The following is a 24,855-nucleotide window of genomic DNA, read 5'->3' as shown; positions in this document are numbered from 1 at the left end:
ATGTTCGGCCATATGGAGAGTCGAGCATGACCCTTGTCCTTCCCATCGATACGGCGGTGCACGCGTTTCGACCCGATCCGATTTCGGACGCCGAAGCCGCTGCGATGTTCCGCGCGGTGGTCAATCTCTTCGGGCGCTGGGAATTGACCGACGAGCAGGCGGCGACCCTGCTGGACATGCCGGTGCGCACCTACCGGCGATGGAAGGCCGGTGAGCAAGGCCGCATCGACCGCGACGCCAAGGCGCGGCTTTCGAACCTGATGGGTGTCCACAAAGCCTTGCGCATAATCTTTCGTGAGCCGCAGCGCGGCTATGGCTGGATCAAGGCGTCCAATCAGGCGTTCGAGGGCCGCTCGGCTCTTGAGATCATGCTGGGCGGAGAGTTGACCGACCTGATGCGGGTGCGGCGTTTCCTAGACGCCGAGCGTAGCGCCTGGTGATCAACGTCGACGAGACGCCGACGGCGCGTGTGACGTGGCGCGCCGCCGTGCGGATCATCCGCAGCATCTACCCGCCGATCGATCTCTTTGAGGATATCGCCGATCCAGCTGATTGGGCGTTGCTGCTATCGGCCGAGCAGAAGACCAACCCACGGCTGATGGAGAACGTGGGCAATCTCGACCTGATCCCTCCGTCGAGGCGGGTCGGCGGCCCCGGCGCCAGCTATCTCATGGCGCCCTTCACCCATGTCAGTCCTGACCGGCCCAGCCGGTTCAGCGACGGTCGTTTCGGGGTGCTCTACGCAGGCGAAGCTTTCGACGTGGCGCTACTGGAAACCATCCATCACCACGCCGTCTTCATGGCGATGACGAACGAGGCCCCCGGTTGGACGTCCCAATTTCGTGAGATCATCCTGACGGTCGACGCCGAGCTGCGCGACCTGCGCGGCGATGAGCGCAAATTCGCGGGGGTTCTTGATCGAGACAGCTATGTCGAAAGCCGTATCCTGGGCGCCCAGCTGCACGCCGCGGGAGCTGGCGGCGTGGTCTATCCCAGCGTTCGGACGTCGGAGGGAAACTGCGTGGGGCTCTTCTATCCGGACTTGGCTGGAAATCCGGTGCAGGGCCGCCACCTTGACTATCATTGGAATGGCGAACGGGTGGATCTCTATCGCGAACCGGCAAGCGGCGCGGTCTTTCGGATCGTCGAGTAACGCGACCGCGCAGCAATCGCGCGGGCTCGTTACAGCAGCAGCGCAGCCTGGCATGGGCGAGCAGCTTTTGTCTCCAGCCACGGTGATCCACCGAAGCTGAAAGCTCCGAGGCTCGATTTGGACGACAAAACCGCACATCTGGAGGCCATGGCCGAGGCGCTTGAGGCCACGGGTCGATACCGGGTCCTGCGCAAGCTGGAGCCGCGTGCGGCGCAAGCGAGCCTGGCGGGGCCGGTGCGGACGGGCCTGTTCGTCGACGTCGAGACGACGGGCCTGGATCCGGCGCGCGATGAGATCATCGAATTGGCCATGACGCCGTTCCTCTATGACCTGAGCGGTCAGGTGCTCGAGGTCGGCGCGGCGTTCGAAGGGTTGCGAGAGCCGGCGACCAGGATTTCAGCGGAGATCACCGCTCTGACCGGCATCACCAATGAGATGGTCGCCGGACAGGTCATGGATCCGGCGGCTGTCGCCAGCTTCGCGGCGCCGGCGGCCTTGGTGATCGCCCACAACGCAGCGTTCGACCGGCGCTTCCTGGAGCGCTTTTGCGAAACCTTCACCACCAAACCCTGGGCTTGCTCGATGTCGCAGGTCGACTGGTCGGCCGACGGCCACGAGGGAGCTCGTCTTGCGCACCTGGCCGCTGGAGCGGGGTTCTTCTACGACAAGCATCGGGCTCACAACGATTGTCTGGCGGCCATCGAAATCCTGGCCCGGCCCATGAAGTCCAGCGGTCGTCCGGCCTTGGCCCACCTCTTGGACGAGGCGCGCCGGCCGACTTGGCGGATCTGGGCCGAGAACTCGCCCTATGACCTCAAGGACGTCCTGAAGGCGCGTGGATATCGCTGGAACGGAGACGGCAATGGATCCCCCAAGGCCTGGTACATCGATCTAGGCGAGGGCGCGCGGGAGGCCGAACTGACGTTCCTTCGCGCCGAGATCTATCAGCGCGACATCGAGCTGCTGGTCAGGCGCATCGACGCCTATGACCGGTTTTCCGAGCGGGTCTGACGGGGCTGATAAAGTCGAAGCCTAAGCAAGTCGCATGACGTCGTCACGTCCTTGCCACCCTCGCCGAAGTTTAGGCCCGATATTCAGGGTCGAATATTCCCCGCGGCGATCATCTATCTTCGTCAGGAATAAGGTCGGTGATCTGGCACCCTAGGGCGCGGGCGATGCGGATCAGTCTTGAGGCCGCGACGCGGTTTTCGCCGCTTTCGTATTTCTGGATCTGCTGAAAACTGACGCCGATTTTTTCGGCTAGAGCCTGCTGAGAGACGCCTCGCGATTTGCGGCGCGCGGTGATCTTGGCGGAGATGACCCCGTCTATTGGATCGGGTTTGCGCGTTGTCGAACTGTACATAGTTCCCCCCAAATGATCATCGCTGTCCACCTCGTTTCGTCGAGGTCGGGCAGGAACGATTCAACGCAGGAGTTGTTCACCTGCGTCAGTTGCTTGAGGAAAATATCGGATGGACATGACACTCCCCGGCATTGAGCAATTCAACGAGCCGATTGCCTTCGCAGACTTGAAATACCTGGTTGTCTCGGCCTCGCGCTGTCTGGCGAAGGGCGATGTGCTCGAGCTTGCCGACGCATTGCACGATGTCCTTCGCGAACGTCGATGCGCCGCTGAATCCGACGAACTCGAGGCGGTGTGCTGACCTGGCTTGGCTGCTTCCTGGTGTGGCGTCGGCGCGAGACCATCCAACCCAAAAGCCAGCTGGCCCCAGCCGAGCCGGGATCCAAGCCGCGCCGTGAGGATTAGGCATAGTCCAACCTGACACGAGGGATCTGACGCCTCTCATTGCCTATCGGACCTCTAGCCGGCTTCCGACCCATGAGCCGGTTTGTCGCCGTCGGAACGTTCTTGGCGTCAGGCGCTAGAGCGAAACCGGCAGAAGGAGCCCCGCATGTCCCTGATCGTCCAGCCCATCAACTGCACGCTGAAGTCCGATCCAAAAGCCAAGAGCTCCACAGACGCCATGATCGGCGTCCTTGCCGGCGAAATGAAGAAGTTCAGCGCGGAGATCGCGCCGACGATCCGCATCGCGGCGCACAATGTTCTGCCCGGCGTCACCTCCGATGAGGGTCCGGGCGATGGATGGCCGGCCATTCGAACGGCCATCCTCGCCGCCGACATCCTTGTGTTCGGAACGCCCATCTGGATGGGCCAGCCAAGCAGCGTCGCCAAACGGGTGCTGGAACGCATGGACGCGTTTCTCGACGAGACGGATGAAGCCGGGCGGATGCCTTCCTACTCCAAGATCGCGGTTTGCGCGGTCGTCGGGAACGAGGACGGCGCGCACAATGTCTGCGCCCAGGTGTTTCAGGCGCTCAACGATGTCGGATGGACGATTCCGCCGGTGGGTGGATGCTATTGGGTGGGCGAGGCGATGGGCGACACCGATTTTCAGGATCTGAAGGCCATGCCGAGGATGGTGACGAAAACCGCGAAAATGGTGGCCGCCAACGCAAGCCATCTGGCGGCCCTCCTGAAGGACAATCCATTCCCCGGTTGATCGCCGCTGCATGGAGACCGCATCACCGTGATTCCGATTGATGGAAGTTGCCACTGCGGGCGCATCACCTACGAGGCGTCGGTCGATCCCGCGTCGGTGACCATTTGCCATTGCACCGACTGTCAGGCGCTGACCGGAACGGCGTTTCGGGTCTCCGTCTCCGTAAAGCGCAAGCTGCTGCGGATCAAAGGTGAACCCAGGATCTACATTAAGCGTGGAGCGAGCGGCCGCAGACGCTTCCAGCATTTTTGCTCAGACTGCGGATCTCCGCTGTTCACCAGCGGCGAGGGCGAGGACGCGGAAGACTGGGGCGTTCGCTGGGGCGGGGTGCGGCAACGCGATCGCCTCATCCCAACCCGTCAGATCTGGCGGCGATCGGCTCCAGATTGGGTTTGCGCCTTTGAGCGCGCACCCGCCCGCATCGCCGAGTGATCCGAGGAACCTGCCGCCCCAATCCTGGTCGAAACCCTCGTCTACAGAACCCGCACCAACCAGTCCTCAGGGATCCATATCGGCGTGCAGGACAATGAGACGCGCCGGCCACCGATATGAACCTCGACGGGGTAGCCTGCCTCTTCAAATCGTTTTGCGTGGTCAATCGCCGAATGATCGTCGGGACAAGCCGCCTGACGCGTGCCGAAGCGCTCGCCGAGATGATTGATGAGGGAAAACGAGTAAATCGGCATGCATCCCCGCTCTCCGCAGGAACTGCGGCTGATTGCGGGGGAATAAGGCCACGCTAGTCGCGGCTGAGCGGGGAGGCAACATGGTTGGAGCCGGCGAAATGTTGGTGAGCGCATGACCCGCGGTTCAGGTCATGGTCAGTTCACCCTTCGCCCCATGTCCGACGCCGCCGACAGCCCACATTTCAATTTGACGCCGACGGGCCGCGAGGCGAGCGGCTCCCAGGGGAGAGGCCGCCTCAGAGGCGCTGATCCGGACAAACCCAATCAGGGCGTAGGCCTTGGCGAGGGAGCCGAAGCGGACTCGATAATGACTCGCGCTGGGAAGAAGGGGATCGGCGTTGATCAGTCTTGGGGATATGTCGCCGCAGCGCAGGAAGAGGTTGGCCAAGCCGGTGAGCAACGCGTCATCGTCTAGCTGACCCTTGGGGAAGTGTTTGGGAGGCGCGTAGCCAACACGAGCGAAGGCCGCCTGAAGGCTTCCGAAGCGGTGACGGTAACTGCGATGATAGGCGACGCCGAGCGCCTTGAGGCGCGGCTCGCTGACAACGCCGTAGGTCTCTGCAATGGCTCGAAGCGCGTCAAGCAGCGCTTCATCGTGCGGCGGAGACGGCCGCGGACAAAGAGCCTCCTGGGCCGCGTTGAAAATTGACTTTGAGACAAGCGGTGGGCTGGCTTCGGATGAGATCCAGGTCTCGGCCGGGGCGACCCGTCGGCGACCGCCTAGGGGGGTGGTCCTGCGCTGGGTCGTCAGGACGCCGGCATACTTTGGGTTGGTGAGGATTTCGCGCACCCGCTCCGCTGACCAGGTGCGGCCTTTGGGCGAGGGGACGTTTTCCTGATTGAGGCGGCTTGCGATCGCCCCAGCGCCCATGCCGTCCTTCACGCAAAGGCGAAACATGCGCCGCACGATCTCCACCTCGCGAGCCACGCCCTTGACCAGGACGGTTCGCGTGTCCCGATCGGCGTTGCGTTCGCCCGGCGATAGTCGCCGGCCTGGCGTGCCGTTCACCTGAGCAACCTGACGGGCAAGGCCATAGCCGGGGTCGCCATGGAGCCAGTATCCGTCTGCCGCATAGCGTCGTTGGGCGTTCTTCACCTTAGCGCCCAGCTCGCGGGAAAACTCCGCCGCCATGGCCCGCTTTAGCGCCTTCATCAACACGTCGGGCACGGCAAGCCCGCCGCCAAAAGCTTCGGCGCAGTATTCGATGCGCACACCTTCCTGCGCACATAAGAACTCATAGTGCGCCGCCTCGTCGGGATCTTGAAACCGCCCCCAGCGGCTGACGTCGTAGACGAGGATTGCTTCAAAGTCGGCTCGGCCGCCCAGCACGGTCGCCAGGAGCTCCTGGAACGCAGGTCGCCCCTTGGCGGCCACGCCGCTCAGGCCGGCATCCTCATAGGTTCGGACGATTTCATAGCCGCGCCCCTGGGCATGCGTCGAGATCGCCGCGGACTGATGGGCGAGGGAGTTGGGCTGCTGGGAGGTCGACATCCGCAGGTACTGCACCACCCGCGCAGGGCTGGCGGACTTTTGGTCTTTCCTCAACGCGTCCGGCTCCTGAGTCGGCGCGTCCGCCGAGCCTTGACGAGTTCGGCCGGGCGTCGCTTGGCGCGTACGGCCTTGTAGTCATAGCCGATCAATTGATAGGCCTTCATGAGGCTTCCGAACCGGTTGGCGTAGGTGTCAGCGCAGGGAAGGTCTTCGGCGTTCTTGATGAGCTGCTTCGACAGGCGGCCCTTCCGTCTGGCGAGCGTTTTGAGACGCGCCAGCATCTCCTCCTCACTCAGAATCACCATCTTGGAGGCGATCAGCTTCGCCGCCTTCGCTTGGTTAGCCGGGGCGATCACCCGCGTTTGCGTCTTGGCCCTCACCCAATCGCAGGGCGCTCGCTTTTCCAGTCGACCGCCAAGCGGCCTCACCGTCTTTCCGAAGGCCTGTTCGCCGGCATAGACCGGGTTGGTCAGAACATTGGCGACGCGTTGGTAGGTCCAGGGTCGCTCGTCGCCATAAGGGACGCCTTCATTGTTCAGCATTCGGACGATCGCTGTGCGCGTAATGCGATCTTCGAGGAAGAGTTGGTAGATTCTGGCGATCACCGCTTGCTCTTCCGGTGGCCCCAGGCTCAGCACGACCTTGTCGGATGCGGTCGCCTTGTGCTCGCCACGCTCCAGGACAGCCTTTATCTCGCCGTTTCCTCCCACCACAGCGCGGCGCAGGCCAAAGCCTGGGGGGCCGCCCTGCCAGAGCCCGCGGGCGGCATTGCGGCGCTGCGCGCCTGCGACGTTCGTTGAAAGCTGACGACTGTATTCGGCGGCCATTACCCGTTTGATCTGTTTGAGCAGGGCGCTGCTCACGCCGCCATCGCCGAATGTCTCGGCGCAATATTGGACCCCCACGCCCGCCGCTCGGCAGACAAATTCATAGTGAGCGCTCTCATCAGGGTTTTGAAAGCGACCCCAGCGGCTGACATCGTAGACCAGGATCGTCTGATAGTCGGCCTTTCCGCCGACCACGTCAGCCAGCAGTTGCTGAAGGCCCTTGCGCCCTTCACGTGTGAGACCGCTGACGCCCGCATCGACATAGGTCCGTACGATCGTCAATCCGCAGCGCTCGGCATAGGCCGCAATGTGCGCCGCTTGTCCGGCGAGGGCGTAGCGTTGATGGTCGGTCGAAACCCGCAGATATTGGGCGACCCGCTTTGAGGGCGCCGACATGGCTAGACCCCTGTGGTGCGCAGGATGCGCCGAGCCTGATGAGGCGGAATGATCGCAGTGATATGCGCCGCCCAGCGCAGCTTGGCGTTCTCACGCACCGGTCCGACGACGCTTTCCAGATCGTAGCGACCGCCGCGCGAACCCCGCAGCAGGCGTTTCACCAGCACCTCGCCTTCAAGGGTCTCCACAACGACTACATGGCCGAACATGTCCGGAGTCGGCGGGGTCCGCTGAACCTCGAAATAGATCAGGCCGCCGTCGTCGGCGACCCCGCGCATCGAATGACCCACTACTCTTAGGGCGACGGCCTTGTCGGTCCCACCAGGCGGCAGGGGGACCAGGTCGCCAGCCTCCTGTCCGGTGGCGAACAACACGCGGCCTTCGGTATCGGCGCCGACCCGCCCGATTACCGGCACGAGGATCGGATGTCGCTCCGCTCTCGGCGCGTCCGAATCTGACGTATCCGTACCGTCATATAGCCAGGCTGCGGATACCCCCAACGCCGCCGCATAACGCTTGGCCGTTGCGTACGAGAAGGTCGCATTGCCATTCTCGTTCGAGGAATAGGTATTAACGTTCCAGTTGAATTGCGAAGCAGCCGCTCGGGCGGTTTGGAACCCGGCTCGGCGGCGGGCCTCCTTCAATCTCGTCGCTGGCGTCTGGATAAGCATGCAGTTGTATTTATCATACATTTTGATGTTGCCAAATTGCTGTATAAAAAATACAGATTGCGCATGGTCACGCGTCCGAAGCCTCCAACACAGCCGACAAAGGATTCTCTTTCCGTGGAGGTTGGAGGGTGGTTCAAGGCGAACGCCACGGGCGCCGGAGTCTTCGTGATCGGCGCGATCCTCGTGCTTCTCGCAGCCTTGGGTCTTTTGCAGCTTTGGTTGGGCTTGCCGGGCTAGGCTGTTGGCGAGGGGACGGGAAGAGGTCGCGCCGAAGGTTAGATCGGCGAGCGCTCTGACCTAGGGCGGAGGCGCCTTCGCGATTTTCATGGTGGAGCTCCTCCCCGGATGGCTCGACAATAACCAGACCACGCGCAGGTTGCCCCGCTCACGCTCGCCTCCGTCGCTAGACAGCAAGCGCCTGCGACGCCAAGCTCGTCCGCCATGGGGTGCTATACTTTCCAACCCATCGGCCGTGACGGCGCGTTGAGGCCCGCGTTAAGACAAGAGCTGCCCGACGACATGGCCGCCCTTCAGTATGTTCGACGCTATCTCGATGATGTCGGCTTGGCCCTGGTCAACGTCTGGGAAGGGGAGCGGCTGGTCGCTGAATGCTCCTGGGGTCCTCGACACGACAACGATAACGACAACCTCATCGACCGACGTGAGAGCTAGGTCCGCAATCGGCGCTTTTGGTATCTCAACCGCCGCTAGGATCGTCTACTGGGCGATAGGGGCGGTGACCAAGCGGGCGTTTGCAATCTTGCGAGCCGTCCATACCGGTGGGCTCCGAGCGCTAGTCCGGCGAGCGGAATGTGCGGAACGTCACTGAATAGCGCCGCGCCTCCAGAGGCGGGATCGAGTGCTCCCAGTCGTTGCGTACTGTCCCCGAAAGCAGATAGGCCGAGCGCGGCGTGAGCGTCAGCTTGGCTCGCCGCCAGCCATCTGGTGTCCGCAGTCGCAACCGCAACGGGCAGGGTGCGCCCAGTGACACTCCGGCGACGTCCTCGAAATGGGGTCGGTCCCGGTGCCAGCCAATAACCGCTCCAGGCGCGTATTCCAGGACCAGCGCCTGCTGAAACGTCTCGGGGTCGTGCCCGGTGAAGGCCGCCACCTGTCGGCGCAGCGGCAGCAAGAATTCAGGCATCGGTTCGGCGGGTTCGAGGACGCGCCGCGCGAAGTCGTAGCGCCAGCCAAAGGACACGACGCGGCGGTTTCCGACAAAGCCGTGAAACTCAAACGGCTGAAAGGGAAGTTCGGCCACCCACTCGATGAGCGCCTGCTCTTCCGCCGGAGAAATAAGCTGCGGTTCGAAACGAAATCCGTCCGGCCAGGATGGAGGCGTGAGCGGTGGCAAGTCGAAGAGCAGGGGCTGTTGAGGCATGTTGGGCGCGGCTCGACGTTTAGCGCAGCTGGCTGTCTTTGCTGCCTCGGCGATTGATCCCCTGAACGACGATCCGGCTGTCCCGGCCGGCCTGACAGTGCACGCAGGTTCGCGCGCCCGGGAGCGCGAGTCGGCGCGCCTGCGGAATATCATCACCGCATTCCACGCAGCATGCGGCGCCGTCGCCGGTCGGCAGTCGAGCCCGTGCGGTCAAGACGCCGTCCGTAATCGTATCGGTGATCTGATCGAGCACCGCGCCGTCTCGTGTCCAGCCGCCGGCCATATCGCCTCCAAGATGATTGTCAGCAGCCTAGATGGGCGATCCCACTCAGATCCAAGCTTCGGCGTACAATTTTGTCGATTACGGATCGTTCAAGGCGCTGGAGAGACTTTGCGGCTTCGGCGGCGTCCTGCGCGCGGCGAACTATGGCAAAGCTTAGCTCGCGCCCGGTCTCATGTTAGGGATGGCCGACTTTGGCCAATTGGGCATCGAGCGACCGTGTCGTAAGGATCAGCAAGTTGAGTGACGGCGCCTATGAACGTCAATTTCTGCGTTTTTATGTGTCGGCCAGACGAGCGGTGATCTTTTGACCGAGCAGGCCAGATCTCCTGACGCAAGCTCGACACAAAACACCATCCTTGTCGGCGAGTTGCATCACCGGCTCCAGAACACCTTGGCTATTGTCCTTGCTCTTTCGCGATTGACGGCCAGGACCGTCGACACGGTGGAAGAGTTTCAGGCCGCGTTCAGCCAACGTATCGAGGCCATGGCGCGGACAAATTCCTTGCTGCTGCGCGGGCAGGTCCAAGCCGTGAGCGTTCAGGTCGCACTTGAAACGGAATTGCAGCCCTACCTCGACGACAAAGGGCAGGTCACGCTGGTCTGCGATCAACTCGACGTCTCGCCGGACACGGCCCTCAGCCTGAGCTTGATCTTTCACGAACTGGCGACGAACGCCGCGAAATATGGGGCGCTCGCCAAACCTAGCGGCCGCTTGTTGGTCGAATGCAGATCCGGTCCGATCGGCGGCGTTCTGCACTGGCGCGAACAGGTGAGCACGCCTTTGAAAGCGAGCGCGAGGATCGGCAGCGGATCCCTATTGATCGAGAGACTGGCGCGGTCCCTCGGCGGTACGTCACGCGTCGAAATCCGGGAAGACGGACTGAACGCTGAGATCACTTTCAGGCTCGACAACCGGCCGATCCAAAATACCTGAACTGATCGCGGCCCCCGACCGCCATTAGCCCCCACCGAGGGGTTGCGCCAGTCCGATGAGAAGTCCCTCGGGTCCGCGAACGTAGCAGAGACGGTAGCTGTTTTCGTACTGCACCACATCGCCAACGAGTTGAGCGCCTTGCTTGTGAAGTTCAGCGAGGGTCTGGTCGAGGTCGCCCACCGTGAACATGGCCCGTAAGTAGCCGAGCGCGTTAACCGGGGCGTTGCGATGATCGGCGACGACGGAGGGCTTGATAAACCGGGAGAGCTCAACCCGGCTGTGGCCATCGGGCGTGACCATCATGGCTATCTCGACGTGCTGATCCTCAAGTCCGGTGACACGTCCAGCCCAAGGCCCTTCAATCGTGCCTCGCCCCTCTAGCGTCAGACCAAGCGCGGTGAAGAACCCGATGGCGTCGTCAAGAGACGCCACCACGATTCCGATGTTGTCCATCCGTAGGAGGTTGCTCTTCGTCATGCTGCTGGTCGCTCCTGGTGAAGTCGCCGCCGGCCCGGGCGACGGGCGCCCCGACCCGATCATCGGCGCTACGGACCGCTTCCGCCACCGACGTGTTCCGCGCGGCGGAGGAAGTGGGGGACCGGGTCGCAAGTCGGGGAGCGGCCAAGTCGTGCCGACCGGTCGTCCGACGACCCAGGCAGGCCTGGCCAGGCGCGCGATCATTGTCACGTCGCGATCAGTCGATCAGCCGAGATGGCCCGACCATCGGCTTCTCCCTCTTCCGTTCGTGGGGTGTCGTCAATCCGCGCCGGGGCGTCGGGATCGCGGCCTTGGCGTCGATCGAGGCCGCGCATGATCGGCGTGACGGTCAGGCCGTGAACGATGATTGAAAGCAGGATGATCAGGCCCACTATCGCCCAAAGTCGCTCCGCTTCGGGAAAGGACGCGTGATTGAGCGCATAGGCGACGTAGTAGATCGAGCCGACGCCGCGGATGCCGAAGAACGCCAGGGTCATCTTCTCGCTGCGATCTGCCTTGAGGCCGATCAGGCCGAGCATGCCCGCCACCGGGCGCACCACTAGCAGGACTATCAGGGCCAAGCCGACGTCGATAAGGGTAAGGGGGCCCAGCAGGCCGGTGACCAGGGCCCCGCCGAACAGCAGCAGCAGGAGCATCATGGCCAGGCGCTCCACCTGCTCGGTGACGTCGTGCATGTCGCGATGGAAGTCGTGTTGCCGATGGGCGTGGCGAAGGGTGAGGGCGGTGACGAACACCGCGAGGAAGCCGTAGCAGTGAAAGATTTCCGTCACCCCATAGGAGACGAAAGTGGCGGCGATAGCGATCAGGCCATCGCCGGTGCTGGCTAGCTTGCTTTCCGACGGGATGCGGAAGGTGAGCCAACCGAAGAGCCGTCCGATCAGCCAGCCGCCGAAGATCCCAGCCCCGATTTCCCACGCGACATTCTGCGTGAGCCATTTGGCCAACCACGGCTCATCGCTGACACTGGAGACCGAGAGCGCGATGGCCAGGTGGACGAAGGGGAAGGCCAGACCATCATTCAGGCCCGCCTCGGAGGTCAGGCCGAACCGCACCTCGTCCTCCGCCCCAGTCTTGGGCGGCCCGACTTGGACATCGGAAGCCAGCACAGGGTCGGTGGGCGCCAGGGCGGCGCCAAGCAACAGGGCCGCGATCCATGGCAGGCCGGCCCAGGCGCCCAGCAGCGTGATGGCCAAGATGCTGAGCGGCATTGTGATCGCCAGCAGCCGCCAGGTGACAGCCCAGCGCCGCAGATGGAACACGCGATCGATCTTCAGACCGGCGCCCATCAGCGCGATGATCACCACGAATTCGGTGAACCGCTCGGTGATCTGGGGGTAGCTCAACGGTTGTGGGCGCAAGCCGATCTGCGGCAGGCTGAAGATCCCTGCGCCCAGGGCGATGCAAATAATCGGCAGGGACAGAGGCAGTCGCCTTAGCGCCAGGGGCAGCCAGTTGTGGTCGCGGCTATCCGAGCGCCGACCCAGAAATATATCGTTATAGAAGTACCGACCGGTACTCAAGCAATTTGCGAAAAATTATACCCTTATCGGCTAGGCGGTTGCGCCCGGCCCACCGGGAACTAATCTGCACCGCGTGACCGATATCTCTCCGCGCGAACGGCTGCTGGACGAAGCGGTGAAGGCCTTCCGTACGGAGGGCTACGGCGCGGCCAATCTCGGCCGTATCGCCAGGGCGGCCGGCATCTCCAAGAGCACGATCTATAAATTCGTGGACTCCAAGGCTGACCTGTTCGCTCAGGTGGTCGAGGACGGGATGCGGCGTAACAACCTGACGGCGTTGGCCGCCACGCCGGAGCCCGGCGAGGACTTGCAAACAACATTGCGCCGCGCCCTTCTGACTATGACGGCCTTGGCGCTGTCGCCGGACGGCCTGGCTAGCGATCGACTGATCAGCCGCGAGCGGCAGCAGTTCCCGGAACTGGCGGCGCTGCACGACCGGGCGTTGGCGCCCTTCCTCCAGAGCTTGGTCGAACTCCTGGCGGCCGGGCGCGACGCGGGCTCGCTGGCGATCGCTGACCCGCAGTGGGCGGCGATCCGGCTAGTGGACCTCACCTTGGCCGAGGCGCGCCGCCAAGGGCTGAGCGGACGCGACCCGGCGCCCGAACCAGCCCAGCAGGCCAAGCTGGTTGATGACGCCCTGGAGCTTTTCCTGAAGGGAGCCGAACCCCGCTAACCGCTGCCCGCGGCCACTGAAGGTTCAACGCGTTCTGGGAGCAATCGTAGCGCCATGACGTTGGCGACCCATTGGTCGGCGCTCGCCCTTTCGTCAGCCTGAGGGAGACGTTGTCTCTACAGGCGCAGGTGGACATCATGGCTCTGGTCGGCCCTCGTAACCGCCCACTATGCCTGGACCGATCACATATCGGCCTCCGCCGCCTACAAGGTGCTCGATGTCGATCACGACCGAAGCGGTCGCGTCTACAGCGCGCGTCTGTCGGGGCCGGTGCTGGGGATCACCTACGGCCCTCAGGGCGCGCAGCCTGACCGAACTGGCCGCACCGCGACCCCTATGGCGCCGTCCAGGACGTCAGGGGCGGGGGCTGACCTGGACGACAGGCGGTTGCAGAAGGAACTAAAGCCCCGCTTGCGGCGCCCAGGTCAGGCGCCTTGAATCAGTGAACTGTCGGGGGCCGCCAAAACGCGATTGCGTAGATCCAGCGCGTTGGCGGCGGCCGCGCCCGAGGCGGTGTTGTCGAATACGCACCAAGTCTGGCGCGAAACTGTCTGACGCAGCTTAAAGGCCAATGCGGTGATGTCCGCTTCCCCATACGCCGAATAATACATGCGAGGGGAACCGTGGAGACGCCAGTAGGCGAGCCCCTTCCAGCCGCCTGGCGCGCCTGCCGCAGGATGAGGAGCCGGGTCGGCGGCGACGCGGCCAATTTCGTAGTCCCTCAACAGCGCCTCGGCGTCGGCCTCAAACCAGGTCGGATGTCGGGGTTCGAAAGCGATGGCCCCTGGCCAGATCTCGCGGAGGTTCGAGAAAAATCGGTCGGCTGCCGATAGCTCAAGGGCGAGGCTAGGGGGCAATTGGACAAGCAGCGGTCCAAGCTTCTCCCCCAAGCCCGCGACCTCATCGCGGAAGGCGGCCAAGGGCTCCTGTGTGACGGCCAATCGGGCGTCGTGGGTGATCGCTCGGGGGAGTTTTACGGCGAAACGGAAGTTGGTGGGGGTCGCCGCATACCAGCGGGCGTAGGTGGCGGAGCGATGACTGCGGTAGAAGGTGCTGTTGACCTCCGCGGCTTCGAAGCGGGCGGCATAACGCTGGAGGCCGGAGCCCTGGGACGGAAACCGCCCCGCCACTTCGCGAGGGATGCTCCATCCGGCGGTCGCGATCAGGGGAGGGGGCGTCATATCGAAGACCCTCGACGGCCAAAGCTGGCCATCCTCATGATGCAGATCCGACGTGTTGCGTGCATGGCTCGCCAACCCTCACGAGCATCAACTCCCAGCTGCGGCGAGCGTTCAGTACGCTGCAACGACCGGAAGCTTGTGGAGCGAGGAATTCTGTTGTGGTTGGGATCCATTTTTTGGCGTGGGTACGGGTCCGGCGCGAACCGGGCGCCTAGTGATTGTCGAGAATGCGACTTTGAAACCCGACAATATGAGGCGCGTTCGCCGACTGCGATGTCGGGAGAACCTCAATGCAGACGTTACCGCAAGACACAAAGGTCCGCCGCCAAGCGGGGGAGGTTCGGCGCGGCTATCGTGCAGCTCCGTCTGCGCAGTGTGACGCTGCAAACCCGCCCGCCCTTGGGCTTGACCGGGATCGACGCGCATCATGGCCGGGCTGACGATGGTCGAGGCGCAACTTGATGAACCTTCCAAAGCGACGGCGGGGAGGGCGCGTGTCGAACTCCTCGAGCGTTTGAAGGGCGCGGGATACCAGTTCGTGGCGCCTTCAGTGGCGACCCACCGGCGCGTACTGCGACGAGATGGCCAAACGACAGCGCGCGATCTTCGCGACGTTTTCGGCTGGAGCTTGCCGTTCTCGCGCACCCTGCTTGAGCCGGGACTGGTCGATTGCATGGCGGCCGCAGGAGCGCTTCGCCTGCGTGACGGGCTGCTGGTCAGCACCCTGCGAGCGGCAAGCCTGGGCCAAGACATCTTCCTGCATTCCGCGTTTCCAGCGAACGCGCCGGACGCAGTGTTCTTCGGACCCGACAGCTATCGGTTCGCCAACTTTTTGGTCCATGAGCTTGGCGATGCGCCGCGCAGCGGCGTTCTGCTCGACATCGGGTGCGGCTCTGGCGTTGGAGGGGTGGTGGCGGCGCGTTGTATGTCGCCAAGCCAGATCATCCTCGCGGACCTCAACCCCACAGCCCTTGATCTGGCGCGCGCCAACGCCGCAGCGGCTGACGTGGCGGCGTGGTTTGTGCGTGGTGACGGTGTCGCAAACATCAACGAACCGCTCGATGTCGTGGTGGCCAATCCGCCGTTCATCGCCGGCGATGGCGGCCGCACCTATCGCGACGGTGGAGATCTGCACGGCGCCCAGGTCTCACTGGACTGGACGCTCGCCGCTGCGGGAAAGCTTGCCCCCTCAGGGCTGATGCTGCTCTACACCGGCAGCGCCATTGTCGCAGGCGAAGATCTGTTTCGCGCGGCGCTTTTCGCGGCGTTGCCAGCTGAGCGCTTCGCCATCGATTACCATGAACTCGACCCCGACATCTTTGGAGGTCAGCTGTCCGCGCCGGCCTATCGCGACGTAGAGCGCATCGCCGCCGTGGGCGTTCGGATCGAGCGGTGGACCACGTGACAAGGCGTCATCTGGCAAGCGCTCGTCAGCGTGCGTGACGCGCTCCGGACCCAGAGCGGGATCAGCGCGCGCCAATCTCGATAACGTCGACGCGGCGTTGATTCCAGCACTCCGCTAGACGTGCAACCGCGTCAGGCTCGGCCGAGACAGCCTTCCGTGCAGGTCGCGCTGAAGCGCTGAGCCCGGCCAGTGGCGCGCGACGTCAACGGCCGCGCGCCACGCCTTCAGGCTAGCGGCGCACGCGGGCGCGGGTTTCGAGATCGGTCAGCCGACGGTCGAGGTAGTTTTGCTCCTCGGCGGTCGGGCTGAGCCGGCGATAGGCCGCCGCGAGGCGGCTGAGGTCCTCCTGCTCAGTGCGAAGCTGCGTCTGGGCCGCCCTCGTCAGGCCGCTCGACGGCAAGGCGCGAGTGATAGCCTGCAGTCGCGTAGTGGGATCGACGGGCCGCGACGGCTGGGCGGCGACGTCCCCCACGCGCGCGTCGAGGGCGTCGAGGCGGGTCTCCAGGTCGTCCCGCTCTCGGGCGCTCAGCACACGGTCGCGCATATAGTCCGCTTCGAGGCGGACAACGGCGGCGTATTCTGTCTTCAGCTGGGTGCCCTGCGTACGGGTCAGGCGGCGCACGCGCACGCTCTCATCGACCCGCGCCTCGAAGTCCCGCCGGCCATCGGCCACGGAAGTCCCGCCAGAGACCCCGCCGCTGTAGCCGCCCTCGGCGACCACGCGGGTGAGGCTGTCGTAGCGATCGGTAAGCTCGGCGCGCTCTTGCGTTGTAAACCGACGATAGGCGCCGTAGCGGGCCTCCAAGTCGACAAGGGCGCGATAGTCGCTCTTGGCCTGATCGGCGGAGGATCGGCTCAGCGCGCCCGTCCTCGCATCGGCATCGACGCGCGCTTCGAACTGGCTTCGTTGCTGCGCCAGAGGGAAGCGGCCAAGCGTCCATTGGGTCTCGAGAGATGTTCCGCCGCCCGTGCGGCTGTCGCCGAATAGCGCTCCCAGGATGGCGTCGACGCGTTCCTGCTGAGGTGAGGATTGCGGGGTGGGCTGCTGCGCGGCGACGCTGGTCGCCCCAGCGGCCGCGATCGTGAGGATGACGGCGAATGCTCTCATAAATCCAAGCCTTGGCTGTTGCGGGAAAGGGTCAACGCCACGGCGCCGCGCAGGTTGCGAGCGGCGCGGCGCCCGCACACGAACCCGGAGCACAGCGGACCGCTCCCGCCCGCCGCGTTCAATCCGGCCTGCTCGCTCAATCGCTTGTCGGAAGACCTTCACAGTGGGGGGCGACTGCTTCTGCGCCGTGTCGGCGACAAGGCCAAGGTAGACCTTTTGGAGGATTAGTGGTGGAGCGCGGTGTCCTGCAGGCGAGCGGCAGTTGGTGTCGGAGAGTGCAGACGATGCCGTCGACGAACCCATATTTCGCCGCGCAGCGGACATGCTTCGGGACCAGACCCCGCTATCAACTTAGCAGGGTGGGTAACGGTCCTACGATGCATTCATCCGGCGCATAATCGCCCAGCGCGTGAACCGTGGACAAACTTAGCACCAAACGGTTTGGAGCGTTTCAGGGATGAGGGAGTTCAAAACAAGCGCCGCCGAGATTTAGTGACGCGCGACGCCCTTGTGTCACCCGACGGAGTATTGCATGCCCGACCTTCGCCTCATCGTTGTCGCGGGGGTCTCGGCCCTATCTTTGGCAGCGTGCTCGCGCCAGGATGTATCGAAAGACACACCGGGGTCACCTGAGGCCGCCGCCGCCGCCTCCGCCCCGGCCAACACCCCCGTGACCGCTCAACCGCGCGAGACACGAACGGTGCCAGTGGATGTCCAAGGCGTGACGGACGTCGGCGCGACAGTGCGCGTCAAGTCCGTCGATCTCGCGGAGGACGCCACCGTGCTGGATGTCAGCATCTCATTCGCCGGCAAGACGACCAACAACGTCAAGATGGCCACCAATCCGACCTATATCCAGCTGCCTAACGGCCAAAAGCTCATGCTCAAGGCTCCCGAGGGCAATCCGGATATGAACGTCGTCAACGGAGACACCATGAACGGCCGATTGGTCTTTATGGGCGCTGTGCCACGCGACGCCCAGCGTATCGCCGTCGTGTTCAATGAGGGCTCGAGCTCCGACAGCATCATCGGTCCGTTCCTGCGATTGGACGTGCCGCTGACTGCTCAAGCCGAGTCAGCCGGATGAGGGCGTTGGCCCTGTCTGTCGCCATACTGGCGGCGGCGCCCAGCGTGGTCAGCGCCGAGGTCAGGGTTCGATTGATGAAGGGTAGCGCCATTGGCATGGCCTCTACCTTTGATCGGGCTGGCGACGCCCCGCGCTCAACCTTCCAGAAGGCGGTCACCGACAGCGCGCTTACGAGCGTCTTCGTTGCTTCGGAGGTTGCGCCTGCCCGGATAGAAACCACCCGCGCGCTCCTGACCGAGCTGAACGCCCGCAGAAGCGATGGGACCATCGTCGTCGACCTGCCGGCCGACGTGTTGTTCGACTTCGACAAGGCGGTGATCCGGCCTGACGCCGAGCCGGCTTTGGATAAAGCCGCCGAGGTGCTGAAGAGCTATCCGACCGCTAAGGTCACCGTCAGCGGCCATACCGACGCCAAAGGCGATGACGCCTATAATGAAGCGCTTTCGATGCGCCGGGCCAAGGCGGTCGCTGATCGACTGGCAGGGCCTGGAGGTCGCAGCTTAGTAGCCGAAGGCTTCGGCGAAAAACAGCCTATCGCGCCCAACGCGCGCGCCGATGGCCGTGACGACCCCCAGGGTCGCCAGAAAAACCGGCGGGTTGAAATCCGTATCACGCCGGACGCTGGAGATTGAGATGGCTCTGATCCCTTGCCCCGCCTGCGCCCGCCAAGTGTCGGAAGCAGCGCCGACTTGCCCAGGTTGCGGCCACCCAATCGCCGCGCAGAGCAGTGCTTCATTCAAAGAGGCCCTGACGCGCCCAGAAGCCGTGAAGTCCGGCTTCACGGTGCTTGGTCTTTATGTCACCGCCCCGTGGATCGCACGCGTGCTGGCCTTGGTGCTTTTCGTTGGCCTAGCCGCGTGGGTCGTGGCGAATAAGTAGCGCGCAACGCTCTGGATCCGTCCGTCACCCAAGCGGTCGAGATGTTCGCCTATCGATATACGCCTTGGCTTCGGTTGGTCTCCACGCTTGATCTTCGGATCGAGCGCCGGGTGTGAGCTTCTTGGATTGTTGAGACTCTAAGTCATTGGTTGCCGGGAATCGGTTCGTCCCAGAACACCGAGATTTTCAAACTTCTAGCCACGGGTTGATTGCTCATTGCTGCGACAAGGTAGTCCGACGAATTAGAGACCATGGTTGATTGCGCGCCCTCTCCAGCACACCCCAGATGCAGACTCTGATCGTCGGAGCAGAGGCCGCGAGCGGCCGTCAGCTGGTCGCCAGAACTGTGCGACCTGATCCGACGCTGCGGCTGCGGAGATGAGGAGCGCCACCTCGCAGGCCACCTCCAGCCGCCGCGCGAGGTTTCCAATACCGATGCGGGCGACAAGGCAGGATCAACGTCGGCAGTACCGCTGAACGACGCCGCGGCGCGGCTTGCGCCGTCGGGACGTGCGATAGAGCAAGAGCGGGTCGATCAGCAGTGCCCGGCCGATCGCGCCACCGCGCCGGCTTACGGCGGCGAGCAGGCCATCGCGCAGGTCGCAATCGTCCGTGGCGCGCGCCAGGTCCGACAAGCGCTATCACCACGGGCGCAATTGCGGTGGCGCGCCGCGTAGTGTGGTCGGAACGGTGTCGGCGCTAGAGGTCGAACTCAGGGTTTCGGAGGCCGTCATAGGCGTTGTCCTGCCTCGGCGGCCCTCCTCATTTGACCTATCTGCGTCGTCGTCACGCAGCGACTGACCAGCAGTCTCCTTCATGAAGCAAAGCGCAATCATCCCGATGATGCAGGCGGCGATCATGTAGTAGGCGGGAAACATGGCGTCCCCGGTCAAGCGTATCAGCCACGAGTTCATCGCCGGAGCCGTGCCGCCGAATATCGAGGTCGCCACATTGTAGGCGATCGCAAAGCCGGCGAAGCGGACGCTGGTTGGGAACATCGCAGGAAAGGTCGCCGAGATTGTCGCCAGTTGCGGGGCGTAGAGGAGGCCGAGGGCCGCAAAACCTACGATGGCGCCGAGCAGACCGGTCGCCATCAGGTGATAGAGCGGGATCACAAACAGGCAAAGACCCACCAGCGACACCCACCACAGCGGCTTGCGCCCAAAGCGATCGGACAACGCGCCGGCGAAGGGCAGCAACGCCATCATGAACAGCATGCCGATGATCGGCACGATCAGTGACTGCTGAGTGGTGAGGCCGAGCCTGCGTTCCAGATAGGTCGGCATGTAGCTCAGCAAAGTATAGTTGACGACGTTGAGGGCGATGACCAATCCGCTCATGATCAGGAGCGGACGCCAATGGCGCGCGAACAGGCGTTTTAGCCCGCCGGCCGCCGGGCGCGCGTCCGCCTGATTGGATTGCCGTTCGCGGAAGATGGGCGTGTCTTCCATCTTTGAACGTAAGTAGACGCCGATGAGGCCGAGCGGTCCGGCCACGAGGAAGGGAAGGCGCCAGCCCCAATCGTGCATCGCCTCCTGGCTCAGCAGCACCGAGAAGGTCAGCATCAACAGCGCGCCCAGCGAAAAGCCCGCCAAGGTTCCAAATTCCAGGAAGCTGCCGAAGAAACCGCGCCTGGCGTCCGGGGCGTACTCCGCCATGAAGGTGGCCGCCCCGCCATATTCGCCGCCCGTCGAAAAGCCCTGGATCATTCTCAGAACGACCAAGGTGAGCGGCGCCCAGAAGCCGATCTGCTCATAGGTCGGGATGAGGCCGACGCAAACCGTGGCGACCGCCATCATGATGATGGTGAGGGCAAGCACCGACTTGCGTCCAAAGCGGTCGCCCAGCGGCCCCCAGAAAAGTCCGCCTAGCGGCCGGATCAGAAACGAAATTGCGAAGGTGGCGAGCGCAAATAGTGTGGCTTCCGCCGCCTCTCCAGGAAAGAGCGCCGCGGCGATGTAGGTCACGCCGTAGGCGTAGATCCCATAGTCAAACCACTCGGTGGCGTTACCGATCGCGGACGCGGCCACTGCGCGTCGCAAGGTCGCCTTCGATGGGTCCCGTGCCTCGCTTGACGTCATCGCCCCCTCCTGAGCCATGCCCCCTTGCGGGGCGTCTGATCTGTTTTGGTCATTCGCGGCCCTCGCTGTGCGCATCCAGGGCGGCCGACATCGGTGTCGTGCGGGGCAGGCTCTGGAAGCCCTGCTGCAGTTCCTGCGGCACCGGCTGACTGCTCCAATGGCGCCACATCGCGAACGCCAAGCTGGCCAGGGCGCATGCGGTGAAGAACAGGAAGAGCCCTGGCGCGCCCATCATTGACATCGCCAGCCCTCCGGCGACCGGGCCGATGGCGGCTCCGAGCGAATAGATCATCACGAGGCCGCCGCTAGCGGCCACGCGCTGGTCGGCGCCGAGGTGATCGTTGGTGTGGGCGACGCACAGCGGATAGAGCGCAAAACAAAGGCCGCCGAACAGTCCGCCGAGCCCAAGCAGCGGGAGCTTCGCGTCGCCGCAGAGGGCGATGCCGGCGCCGACGACAGCGACTCCGGCGAAACTGATGGTGATCACCCTGCGCCGATCAAACTTGTCGGACAGCCAGCCCACTGGCCACTGTAGGGCGACGCCGCCGAAAATGACCGCGCTCATGAATGTCGCGGTGGCGGCCACATCGAGGCCCATCTGCCGCGCATAGACGGCGCCCAATCCATAGAAGCCGCCCATCATCACGCCGGTCGTGGCCGCGCCGGCGACTCCGAGCGGCGAGATGGCGAAGAGGTGGGGGATGGACAGCATCGGCGCCTCGCCAAAGGCGGGGCTAACGCCGCGTGTCAGAGCGACCGGAATGACGGCCAGGGAGATCAGGATCGAGGCGACCGCGAACGGCAGCGAAGGCTTGGCGTCGCCTATGTTGAGCAGGAACTGACCCAGGGCCTGCCCTGCGTAGAGCGCGATCATGTAGGCGGCGAGCACCGAGCCCCGCCGTCGAGGCTCAGCCCGTGCGTTGAGCCAACTCTCCAGGCAGACATAAACGCCAGCTACGCACAGCCCGTCGGCGAACCGCAGCGCGGCCCAAAAGATGGAGTGTTGCGCCAGGGCGTAGGCCAGGGTCGTGGCCGAAAGCAGGGAGACGAACGCCGCAAAGGCTCGAATGTGGCCTACCGACGAGATCACCAGGCCGGCCTTCAAGGCTCCGACGGCGAGGCCGGCGAAATATGCGGTGGCGACCGCGCCCACGACCACAGGGGGGTGACCCGTAGCCGTTAGGCGCACGCCAACAAGGGTGGACATGAAGCCTGCGCCCGCCATCATCACGAAGATGGAAAGCAGCAGGCTCCGGACCGGAGCAATGGCGCTCAGCATCCGCCGCCGCCCACCCGCCCAGGCCTCGAAAGTGACGGCGGCCTGTCCACACGGAAGGCTCGAGACCCTCGGGCGGCGCGCCGTCTCATGGTGTCGAAAGCCGCCTTGGCGATCACGAGATCGGAGACGCCAGATCGACGCTCACGCCGGCTCTTTGAGAAAGCGAGCCCGTTTGCGGGCGCAGGGCCGAGGCTGCGCGACGGGCGATGAAATCAGGGCGTGGAGGTTTTCCGCCGTAGGGCCTGACAAGCTGGTTGGCCATGGCGTTGAACACGATGAAGGCGTTCGCCCTCGGATAGGGCGTGATGTTGCCGTTTGACCCGTGCATCGTGTTGCAATCGAAGATGATAACCGAGCCCGCCGGTCCAGTCGGCGCGGTGATGCCACCGCGTTCAGCCAGCAGGGTGAGGCTGGCGCGGTCTGGCACCCCATACTCCTGGCGACGCAGCGATTGCCTGTAGTGATCGTCCGGCGTCTCCCCGACGCAGGCCACATAGGTGTTCTGAGATCCAGGCATCAGCATCAACGGGCCGTTGACCGCATGGTTGTCGGCCAGTTGGATCGACATCGACAGTGCGCGCATGCGCGGCATGCCATCCTCGACGTGCCAAGTCTCGAAGTCGGAGTGCCAGTAGAATTCCTTGCCGTCGAAGCCGGTTTTGTAGTTCAGCCGCGACTGATGCACATAGACGTCATCGCCCAGGAGATGCTGCGCCGTCGCGACCAGGCGCGCGTCACAGGTCAGGCGGGCGAACAGCGGGCTCTGTTCGTGGATTGCGAAGATCGAGCGGACCGCGCCCGACTCTGGCTCAGCGATCACCGTGTCCAGGTCCAGCTCGACCGGCAGATTCTGCAGACGATAGAGTTCGATCTGCAGGGCCTGGACCTCGTCGGGGGCGAAGAGGCCCTCGAGCACGAGGTAGCCGTGACGCTCGAACCCTTCGTGTTGCTCGCGGGTTAGGGGAGCATCCGAGCGCCAGGGCGCATGGGCGACAGGGTCGGCGCGCTGTAGCCACGCTGGCTCAGTCAGGACTCTTGACGGATAGGCGTCTGGTTGCATGGTCTGGCCGTTCAAACGGCTTCGGCTTCGAGCGGATAGGCGCCCGTTGCGTCATGCACCTCCAGGCCGTTGAGCGGCGGGTTGAAGGTGCAGGCCATGACCATTTCGGTCTCGCCCCTAAGAACGTGCCGATCGTGTTTGTCCAAGGCATACATCACGCCGGGTCTAATCGGGTGAACCTGGCCTGTGGCGAGATCCTCGATCGATCCCTGACCGCTGATGCAAAAAACCGACTCCAGATGGTTCTGGTAATGCATCGGCAATTCAGCGCCGGCGTAGATCGTGGTGATGTGGAAGGAGAAGCCCATGGCGTCGTCCTTCAGCAGCAGCCGTGTGCTCTCCCAACCTTTGGTGACGACGCGGCGGCGTGTGGTGATGGCTTCGTTTAAGTCGCGGACAATCATCTGGTTCTCCGTTTAGGCGCGGGGTTGGGCTGCGGCGTGCGTCGATGCGACGGCGACGGCGGCGGCCAGAATGTCGAGGCCGTGATCAAGATCGGCGTCTGAAATGGTGAGCGGGGCCAGTACCTTGACCACCTGATCTCGCGCCCCGCTGGTCTCGATCACCAGGCCCTGGGCGAATGCAGCCTGCACAATTCTCGACGAGACGTCCGCGCCGCCCACCTCCAGTCCGCGCATCATTCCTCGCCCTCTAACCCCGCTTGCAATCAGCCGATTGCGCGAGGCTATTTGCGAGAGCCGCTCTCCGAGATGTTCGCCTTTGCGCCGAACCTCGGCGGCGAAACTGTCATCGGCCCAGAAGGTGTCGAGCGCCGCGGCGGCGGTGATGAAGGCATGGCAGTTGCCGCGAAAGGTGCCGTTGTGCTCACCGGGCTTCCACACGTCATGTTCCGGCTTCATCAAGGTCAGAGCCATAGGCAAGCCAAGGCCAGACAGGGACTTGGCCATGGTGATGATGTCCGGCTTGATGCCTGCGCCTTCGAAACTGAAGAAGGTGCCGGTCCGGCCGCAACCGGCCTGGATGTCGTCGATGATTAGTAGGGCCTCGTGGCGGCGCGCTATGCGCTCGATCGCCCGCAGCCAGGCGCCTGAGGCCACGTTTAGACCTCCTTCGCCCTGCACGGTCTCCACAATGATGGCGGCGGGGCGGTCAACCCCGCTGGATGGGTCGGACAGCATCTGATCGAGTTGCGCGGCTGTGTCGGCGTCATCGCTGAAATAGCCGTCGAAGGCGGCGTGGGTGACGCCCAAGGCCGGCAGCCCGCCGCCGCCGCGATGGTGGGCGTTTCCCGTGGCGGCCAATGCTCCGAGCGTCACGCCATGGAAACCGTTGGTGAAGGCGATGACGTTCGTCCGCCCTGTGATCTTGCGCGCGAGCTTCAGCGCAGCTTCGACTGCGTTGGCGCCAGTCGGGCCAGTGAACTGGACGCGATAATTGAGCCCGCGGGGCCTGAGAATTCGGGCCTCGAACGCCTCGAGGAACTCGGCCTTGGCCACGCTGTGCATGTCCAGGCTGTGGGCGACGCCGTCGGCGGCCATATATTCGATGAGCCGGGCCTTCAGGGCGGGATGGTTGTGCCCGTAGTTCAGGGAGGCGCAGCCGCTGAGGAAGTCGAGATAGGCGCTGCCTGCATCGTCATAGAGCCACGATCCGCTCGCCCGGTTGAATACGGCCGGGAAGGTGCGGGAATAGGATCTAACCTTCGACTCGAGCCGGTCGAAGGTGGCGAAGGGGCGCGGCGTGCGTGCCGAGACGTCGGCGTCGTACATGAGGCCTCC

Annotated in this window: 29 protein-coding genes; 13 read left to right on the top strand and 16 right to left on the bottom strand. The window is 64.0% G+C overall.

Annotated features, from left to right (window positions below):
- Positions 1 to 26 precede the first annotated feature (26 nt).
- The 3 genes from Q8M13_RS18095 to Q8M13_RS18085 all read left to right on the top strand — a co-directional run bounded on the left by Q8M13_RS18095 (position 27) and on the right by Q8M13_RS18085 (position 2,164).
- Positions 27 to 440: an MbcA/ParS/Xre antitoxin family protein gene (locus Q8M13_RS18095; RefSeq protein WP_305301534.1), complete on the top strand. Its 414-nt coding sequence runs from the start codon at positions 27 to 29 to the stop codon at positions 438 to 440.
- Positions 437 to 1,153, top strand: coding sequence for an RES family NAD+ phosphorylase (locus Q8M13_RS18090; RefSeq protein ID WP_305301533.1), 717 nt, complete (start codon positions 437 to 439; stop codon positions 1,151 to 1,153). The genes Q8M13_RS18095 and Q8M13_RS18090 overlap by 4 nt, the downstream gene beginning before the upstream one ends.
- A 117-nt stretch (positions 1,154 to 1,270) precedes the next feature.
- Positions 1,271 to 2,164, top strand: coding sequence for a 3'-5' exonuclease (locus Q8M13_RS18085; protein WP_305301531.1), 894 nt, complete (start codon positions 1,271 to 1,273; stop codon positions 2,162 to 2,164).
- A 109-nt stretch (positions 2,165 to 2,273) separates the two neighbouring features.
- On the opposite strand, the gene Q8M13_RS18080 is transcribed toward Q8M13_RS18085, so the two are convergent.
- Positions 2,274 to 2,546, bottom strand: coding sequence for a helix-turn-helix domain-containing protein (locus Q8M13_RS18080; RefSeq protein WP_305301530.1), 273 nt, complete (start codon positions 2,544 to 2,546; stop codon positions 2,274 to 2,276).
- A gap of 79 nt (positions 2,547 to 2,625) precedes the next feature.
- Here Q8M13_RS18080 and Q8M13_RS18075 point away from each other — a divergent pair, with 79 nt between their 5' ends.
- The 3 genes from Q8M13_RS18075 (at position 2,626) to Q8M13_RS18065 (ending at position 4,107) form a co-directional block, all read left to right on the top strand.
- Positions 2,626 to 2,817, top strand: coding sequence for a hypothetical protein (locus tag Q8M13_RS18075; protein WP_305301529.1), 192 nt, complete (start codon positions 2,626 to 2,628; stop codon positions 2,815 to 2,817).
- Positions 2,818 to 3,066: 249 nt separating this feature from the next.
- Positions 3,067 to 3,675: a flavodoxin family protein gene (locus Q8M13_RS18070; protein WP_305301527.1), complete on the top strand. Its 609-nt coding sequence runs from the start codon at positions 3,067 to 3,069 to the stop codon at positions 3,673 to 3,675.
- A gap of 27 nt (positions 3,676 to 3,702) precedes the next feature.
- Positions 3,703 to 4,107, top strand: coding sequence for a GFA family protein (locus Q8M13_RS18065; protein ID WP_305301526.1), 405 nt, complete (start codon positions 3,703 to 3,705; stop codon positions 4,105 to 4,107).
- Positions 4,108 to 4,148: 41 nt separating this feature from the next.
- Here Q8M13_RS18065 and Q8M13_RS18060 read toward each other — a convergent pair whose 3' ends face one another.
- The 4 genes from Q8M13_RS18060 to Q8M13_RS18045 form a co-directional block, all read right to left on the bottom strand.
- Entirely contained in the window at positions 4,149 to 4,361 is a 213-nt protein-coding gene (locus Q8M13_RS18060) for a hypothetical protein (RefSeq protein ID WP_305301525.1), read from the bottom strand.
- Positions 4,362 to 4,485: 124 nt separating this feature from the next.
- Positions 4,486 to 5,907 carry a recombinase family protein gene (locus Q8M13_RS18055; protein ID WP_305301524.1) on the bottom strand — a complete coding sequence of 474 codons (1,422 nt, stop codon included), beginning with the start codon at positions 5,905 to 5,907 and terminating at the stop codon, positions 4,486 to 4,488.
- Positions 5,904 to 7,076 carry a recombinase family protein gene (locus tag Q8M13_RS18050; protein WP_305301523.1) on the bottom strand — a complete coding sequence of 391 codons (1,173 nt, stop codon included), beginning with the start codon at positions 7,074 to 7,076 and terminating at the stop codon, positions 5,904 to 5,906. The genes Q8M13_RS18055 and Q8M13_RS18050 overlap by 4 nt, the downstream gene beginning before the upstream one ends.
- 2 nt (positions 7,077 to 7,078) lie before the next feature.
- A complete protein-coding gene (locus Q8M13_RS18045) occupies positions 7,079 to 7,492 on the bottom strand; it encodes a S24 family peptidase (protein ID WP_305301522.1) in 414 nt (137 codons plus the stop codon).
- A gap of 774 nt (positions 7,493 to 8,266) precedes the next feature.
- On the opposite strand from Q8M13_RS18045, the gene Q8M13_RS18040 reads away from it, so the two are divergent.
- Positions 8,267 to 8,419, top strand: a complete 153-nt coding sequence (locus Q8M13_RS18040; RefSeq protein WP_305301521.1) for a hypothetical protein — start codon at positions 8,267 to 8,269, stop codon at positions 8,417 to 8,419.
- Positions 8,420 to 8,540: 121 nt separating this feature from the next.
- On the opposite strand, the gene Q8M13_RS18035 is transcribed toward Q8M13_RS18040, so the two are convergent.
- Both Q8M13_RS18035 and Q8M13_RS18030 read right to left on the bottom strand, forming a co-directional pair.
- Positions 8,541 to 9,128, bottom strand: a complete 588-nt coding sequence (locus Q8M13_RS18035) for an alpha-ketoglutarate-dependent dioxygenase AlkB (protein WP_305301520.1) — start codon at positions 9,126 to 9,128, stop codon at positions 8,541 to 8,543.
- Positions 9,129 to 9,147: 19 nt separating this feature from the next.
- Complete coding sequence (locus Q8M13_RS18030; protein ID WP_305301519.1) at positions 9,148 to 9,411, bottom strand: DksA/TraR family C4-type zinc finger protein; 264 nt, start codon at positions 9,409 to 9,411, stop codon at positions 9,148 to 9,150.
- A gap of 304 nt (positions 9,412 to 9,715) precedes the next feature.
- Here Q8M13_RS18030 and Q8M13_RS18025 point away from each other — a divergent pair, with 304 nt between their 5' ends.
- Positions 9,716 to 10,345, top strand: a complete 630-nt coding sequence (locus tag Q8M13_RS18025; RefSeq protein WP_305301518.1) for a sensor histidine kinase — start codon at positions 9,716 to 9,718, stop codon at positions 10,343 to 10,345.
- 24 nt (positions 10,346 to 10,369) lie between these two features.
- Here the strand turns inward: Q8M13_RS18025 and Q8M13_RS18020 are convergent, their stop codons facing one another.
- Positions 10,370 to 10,822, bottom strand: a complete 453-nt coding sequence (locus Q8M13_RS18020) for a VOC family protein (RefSeq protein ID WP_305301517.1) — start codon at positions 10,820 to 10,822, stop codon at positions 10,370 to 10,372.
- Positions 10,823 to 11,028: 206 nt separating this feature from the next.
- On the bottom strand, positions 11,029 to 12,363 hold the full coding sequence (locus tag Q8M13_RS18015) for a sodium:proton antiporter (RefSeq protein ID WP_305301516.1): 1,335 nt from the start codon (positions 12,361 to 12,363) through the stop codon (positions 11,029 to 11,031).
- 73 nt (positions 12,364 to 12,436) lie between these two features.
- Between Q8M13_RS18015 and Q8M13_RS18010 the strand changes: the two genes are divergently transcribed.
- A complete protein-coding gene (locus tag Q8M13_RS18010; RefSeq protein WP_305301515.1) occupies positions 12,437 to 13,036 on the top strand; it encodes a TetR/AcrR family transcriptional regulator in 600 nt (199 codons plus the stop codon).
- A 425-nt stretch (positions 13,037 to 13,461) separates the two neighbouring features.
- Here Q8M13_RS18010 and Q8M13_RS18005 read toward each other — a convergent pair whose 3' ends face one another.
- Complete coding sequence (locus Q8M13_RS18005; protein ID WP_305301514.1) at positions 13,462 to 14,217, bottom strand: DUF72 domain-containing protein; 756 nt, start codon at positions 14,215 to 14,217, stop codon at positions 13,462 to 13,464.
- A 427-nt stretch (positions 14,218 to 14,644) separates the two neighbouring features.
- Between Q8M13_RS18005 and Q8M13_RS18000 the strand changes: the two genes are divergently transcribed.
- Entirely contained in the window at positions 14,645 to 15,622 is a 978-nt protein-coding gene (locus Q8M13_RS18000) for a methyltransferase (protein ID WP_305301513.1), read from the top strand.
- 229 nt (positions 15,623 to 15,851) lie between these two features.
- On the opposite strand, the gene Q8M13_RS17995 is transcribed toward Q8M13_RS18000, so the two are convergent.
- The gene (locus Q8M13_RS17995) at positions 15,852 to 16,730 is read right to left on the bottom strand and encodes a hypothetical protein (protein ID WP_305301512.1); all 879 of its coding nucleotides are present in this window, start codon (positions 16,728 to 16,730) and stop codon (positions 15,852 to 15,854) included.
- Positions 16,731 to 17,262: 532 nt separating this feature from the next.
- Here Q8M13_RS17995 and Q8M13_RS17990 point away from each other — a divergent pair.
- From Q8M13_RS17990 to Q8M13_RS17980, 3 genes are read left to right on the top strand one after another with little or no spacing between them, the layout of a single operon-like run.
- Complete coding sequence (locus Q8M13_RS17990; protein ID WP_305301511.1) at positions 17,263 to 17,817, top strand: hypothetical protein; 555 nt, start codon at positions 17,263 to 17,265, stop codon at positions 17,815 to 17,817.
- A gap of 5 nt (positions 17,818 to 17,822) precedes the next feature.
- The gene (locus Q8M13_RS17985) at positions 17,823 to 18,449 is read left to right on the top strand and encodes an OmpA family protein (RefSeq protein WP_305301510.1); all 627 of its coding nucleotides are present in this window, start codon (positions 17,823 to 17,825) and stop codon (positions 18,447 to 18,449) included.
- A 1-nt stretch (position 18,450) separates the two neighbouring features.
- Complete coding sequence (locus Q8M13_RS17980; protein WP_305301509.1) at positions 18,451 to 18,696, top strand: hypothetical protein; 246 nt, start codon at positions 18,451 to 18,453, stop codon at positions 18,694 to 18,696.
- 641 nt (positions 18,697 to 19,337) lie between these two features.
- Here Q8M13_RS17980 and Q8M13_RS17975 read toward each other — a convergent pair.
- The 5 genes from Q8M13_RS17975 to ectB form a co-directional block, all read right to left on the bottom strand.
- The gene (locus Q8M13_RS17975; RefSeq protein WP_305301508.1) at positions 19,338 to 20,777 is read right to left on the bottom strand and encodes an MFS transporter; all 1,440 of its coding nucleotides are present in this window, start codon (positions 20,775 to 20,777) and stop codon (positions 19,338 to 19,340) included.
- Between the two features lie 49 nt (positions 20,778 to 20,826).
- On the bottom strand, positions 20,827 to 22,056 hold the full coding sequence (locus tag Q8M13_RS17970; protein WP_305301506.1) for an MFS transporter: 1,230 nt from the start codon (positions 22,054 to 22,056) through the stop codon (positions 20,827 to 20,829).
- 112 nt (positions 22,057 to 22,168) lie between these two features.
- Positions 22,169 to 23,116 carry an ectoine hydroxylase gene (gene thpD, locus Q8M13_RS17965; RefSeq protein ID WP_305301504.1) on the bottom strand — a complete coding sequence of 316 codons (948 nt, stop codon included), beginning with the start codon at positions 23,114 to 23,116 and terminating at the stop codon, positions 22,169 to 22,171.
- 11 nt (positions 23,117 to 23,127) lie between these two features.
- Positions 23,128 to 23,520, bottom strand: a complete 393-nt coding sequence (locus tag Q8M13_RS17960) for an ectoine synthase (protein ID WP_305301502.1) — start codon at positions 23,518 to 23,520, stop codon at positions 23,128 to 23,130.
- Positions 23,521 to 23,532: 12 nt separating this feature from the next.
- Positions 23,533 to 24,846 carry a diaminobutyrate--2-oxoglutarate transaminase gene (ectB, locus tag Q8M13_RS17955; RefSeq protein ID WP_305301500.1) on the bottom strand — a complete coding sequence of 438 codons (1,314 nt, stop codon included), beginning with the start codon at positions 24,844 to 24,846 and terminating at the stop codon, positions 23,533 to 23,535.
- Positions 24,847 to 24,855: the final 9 nt, after the last annotated feature.

Source organism: Phenylobacterium sp. (genome assembly GCF_030681155.1).
Lineage (GTDB): Bacteria > Pseudomonadota > Alphaproteobacteria > Caulobacterales > Caulobacteraceae > Phenylobacterium.
The sequence above is the reverse complement of the archived record's forward strand: the minus strand, read 5'-3'. Positions and strand labels throughout refer to the sequence as shown.

Bases quoted from the DNA above. Each gene is read 5' to 3' on its own strand.
- Q8M13_RS18060 (WP_305301525.1), bottom strand. From the start codon at position 4,361: ATGCCGATTTACTCGTTTTCCCTCATCAATCATCTCGGCGAGCGCTTC.
- thpD (WP_305301504.1), bottom strand. From the start codon at position 23,116: ATGCAACCAGACGCCTATCCGTCAAGAGTCCTGACTGAGCCAGCGTGG.
- Q8M13_RS17995 (WP_305301512.1), bottom strand. From the start codon at position 16,730: ATGAGAGCATTCGCCGTCATCCTCACGATCGCGGCCGCTGGGGCGACC.
- Q8M13_RS18030 (WP_305301519.1), bottom strand. From the start codon at position 9,411: ATGGCCGGCGGCTGGACACGAGACGGCGCGGTGCTCGATCAGATCACC.
- Q8M13_RS17990 (WP_305301511.1), top strand. From the start codon at position 17,263: ATGCCCGACCTTCGCCTCATCGTTGTCGCGGGGGTCTCGGCCCTATCT.
- Q8M13_RS17960 (WP_305301502.1), bottom strand. From the start codon at position 23,520: ATGATTGTCCGCGACTTAAACGAAGCCATCACCACACGCCGCCGCGTC.
- Q8M13_RS18000 (WP_305301513.1), top strand. From the start codon at position 14,645: ATGGCCGGGCTGACGATGGTCGAGGCGCAACTTGATGAACCTTCCAAA.
- Q8M13_RS18005 (WP_305301514.1), bottom strand. From the start codon at position 14,217: ATGACGCCCCCTCCCCTGATCGCGACCGCCGGATGGAGCATCCCTCGC.
- Q8M13_RS18075 (WP_305301529.1), top strand. From the start codon at position 2,626: ATGGACATGACACTCCCCGGCATTGAGCAATTCAACGAGCCGATTGCC.
- Q8M13_RS18095 (WP_305301534.1), top strand. From the start codon at position 27: ATGACCCTTGTCCTTCCCATCGATACGGCGGTGCACGCGTTTCGACCC.
- ectB (WP_305301500.1), bottom strand. From the start codon at position 24,846: ATGTACGACGCCGACGTCTCGGCACGCACGCCGCGCCCCTTCGCCACC.
- Q8M13_RS18035 (WP_305301520.1), bottom strand. From the start codon at position 9,128: ATGCCTCAACAGCCCCTGCTCTTCGACTTGCCACCGCTCACGCCTCCA.
- Q8M13_RS17975 (WP_305301508.1), bottom strand. From the start codon at position 20,777: ATGACGTCAAGCGAGGCACGGGACCCATCGAAGGCGACCTTGCGACGC.
- Q8M13_RS17980 (WP_305301509.1), top strand. From the start codon at position 18,451: ATGGCTCTGATCCCTTGCCCCGCCTGCGCCCGCCAAGTGTCGGAAGCA.
- Q8M13_RS18040 (WP_305301521.1), top strand. From the start codon at position 8,267: ATGGCCGCCCTTCAGTATGTTCGACGCTATCTCGATGATGTCGGCTTG.
- Q8M13_RS17970 (WP_305301506.1), bottom strand. From the start codon at position 22,056: ATGCTGAGCGCCATTGCTCCGGTCCGGAGCCTGCTGCTTTCCATCTTC.
- Q8M13_RS18050 (WP_305301523.1), bottom strand. From the start codon at position 7,076: ATGTCGGCGCCCTCAAAGCGGGTCGCCCAATATCTGCGGGTTTCGACC.
- Q8M13_RS18070 (WP_305301527.1), top strand. From the start codon at position 3,067: ATGTCCCTGATCGTCCAGCCCATCAACTGCACGCTGAAGTCCGATCCA.
- Q8M13_RS18020 (WP_305301517.1), bottom strand. From the start codon at position 10,822: ATGACGAAGAGCAACCTCCTACGGATGGACAACATCGGAATCGTGGTG.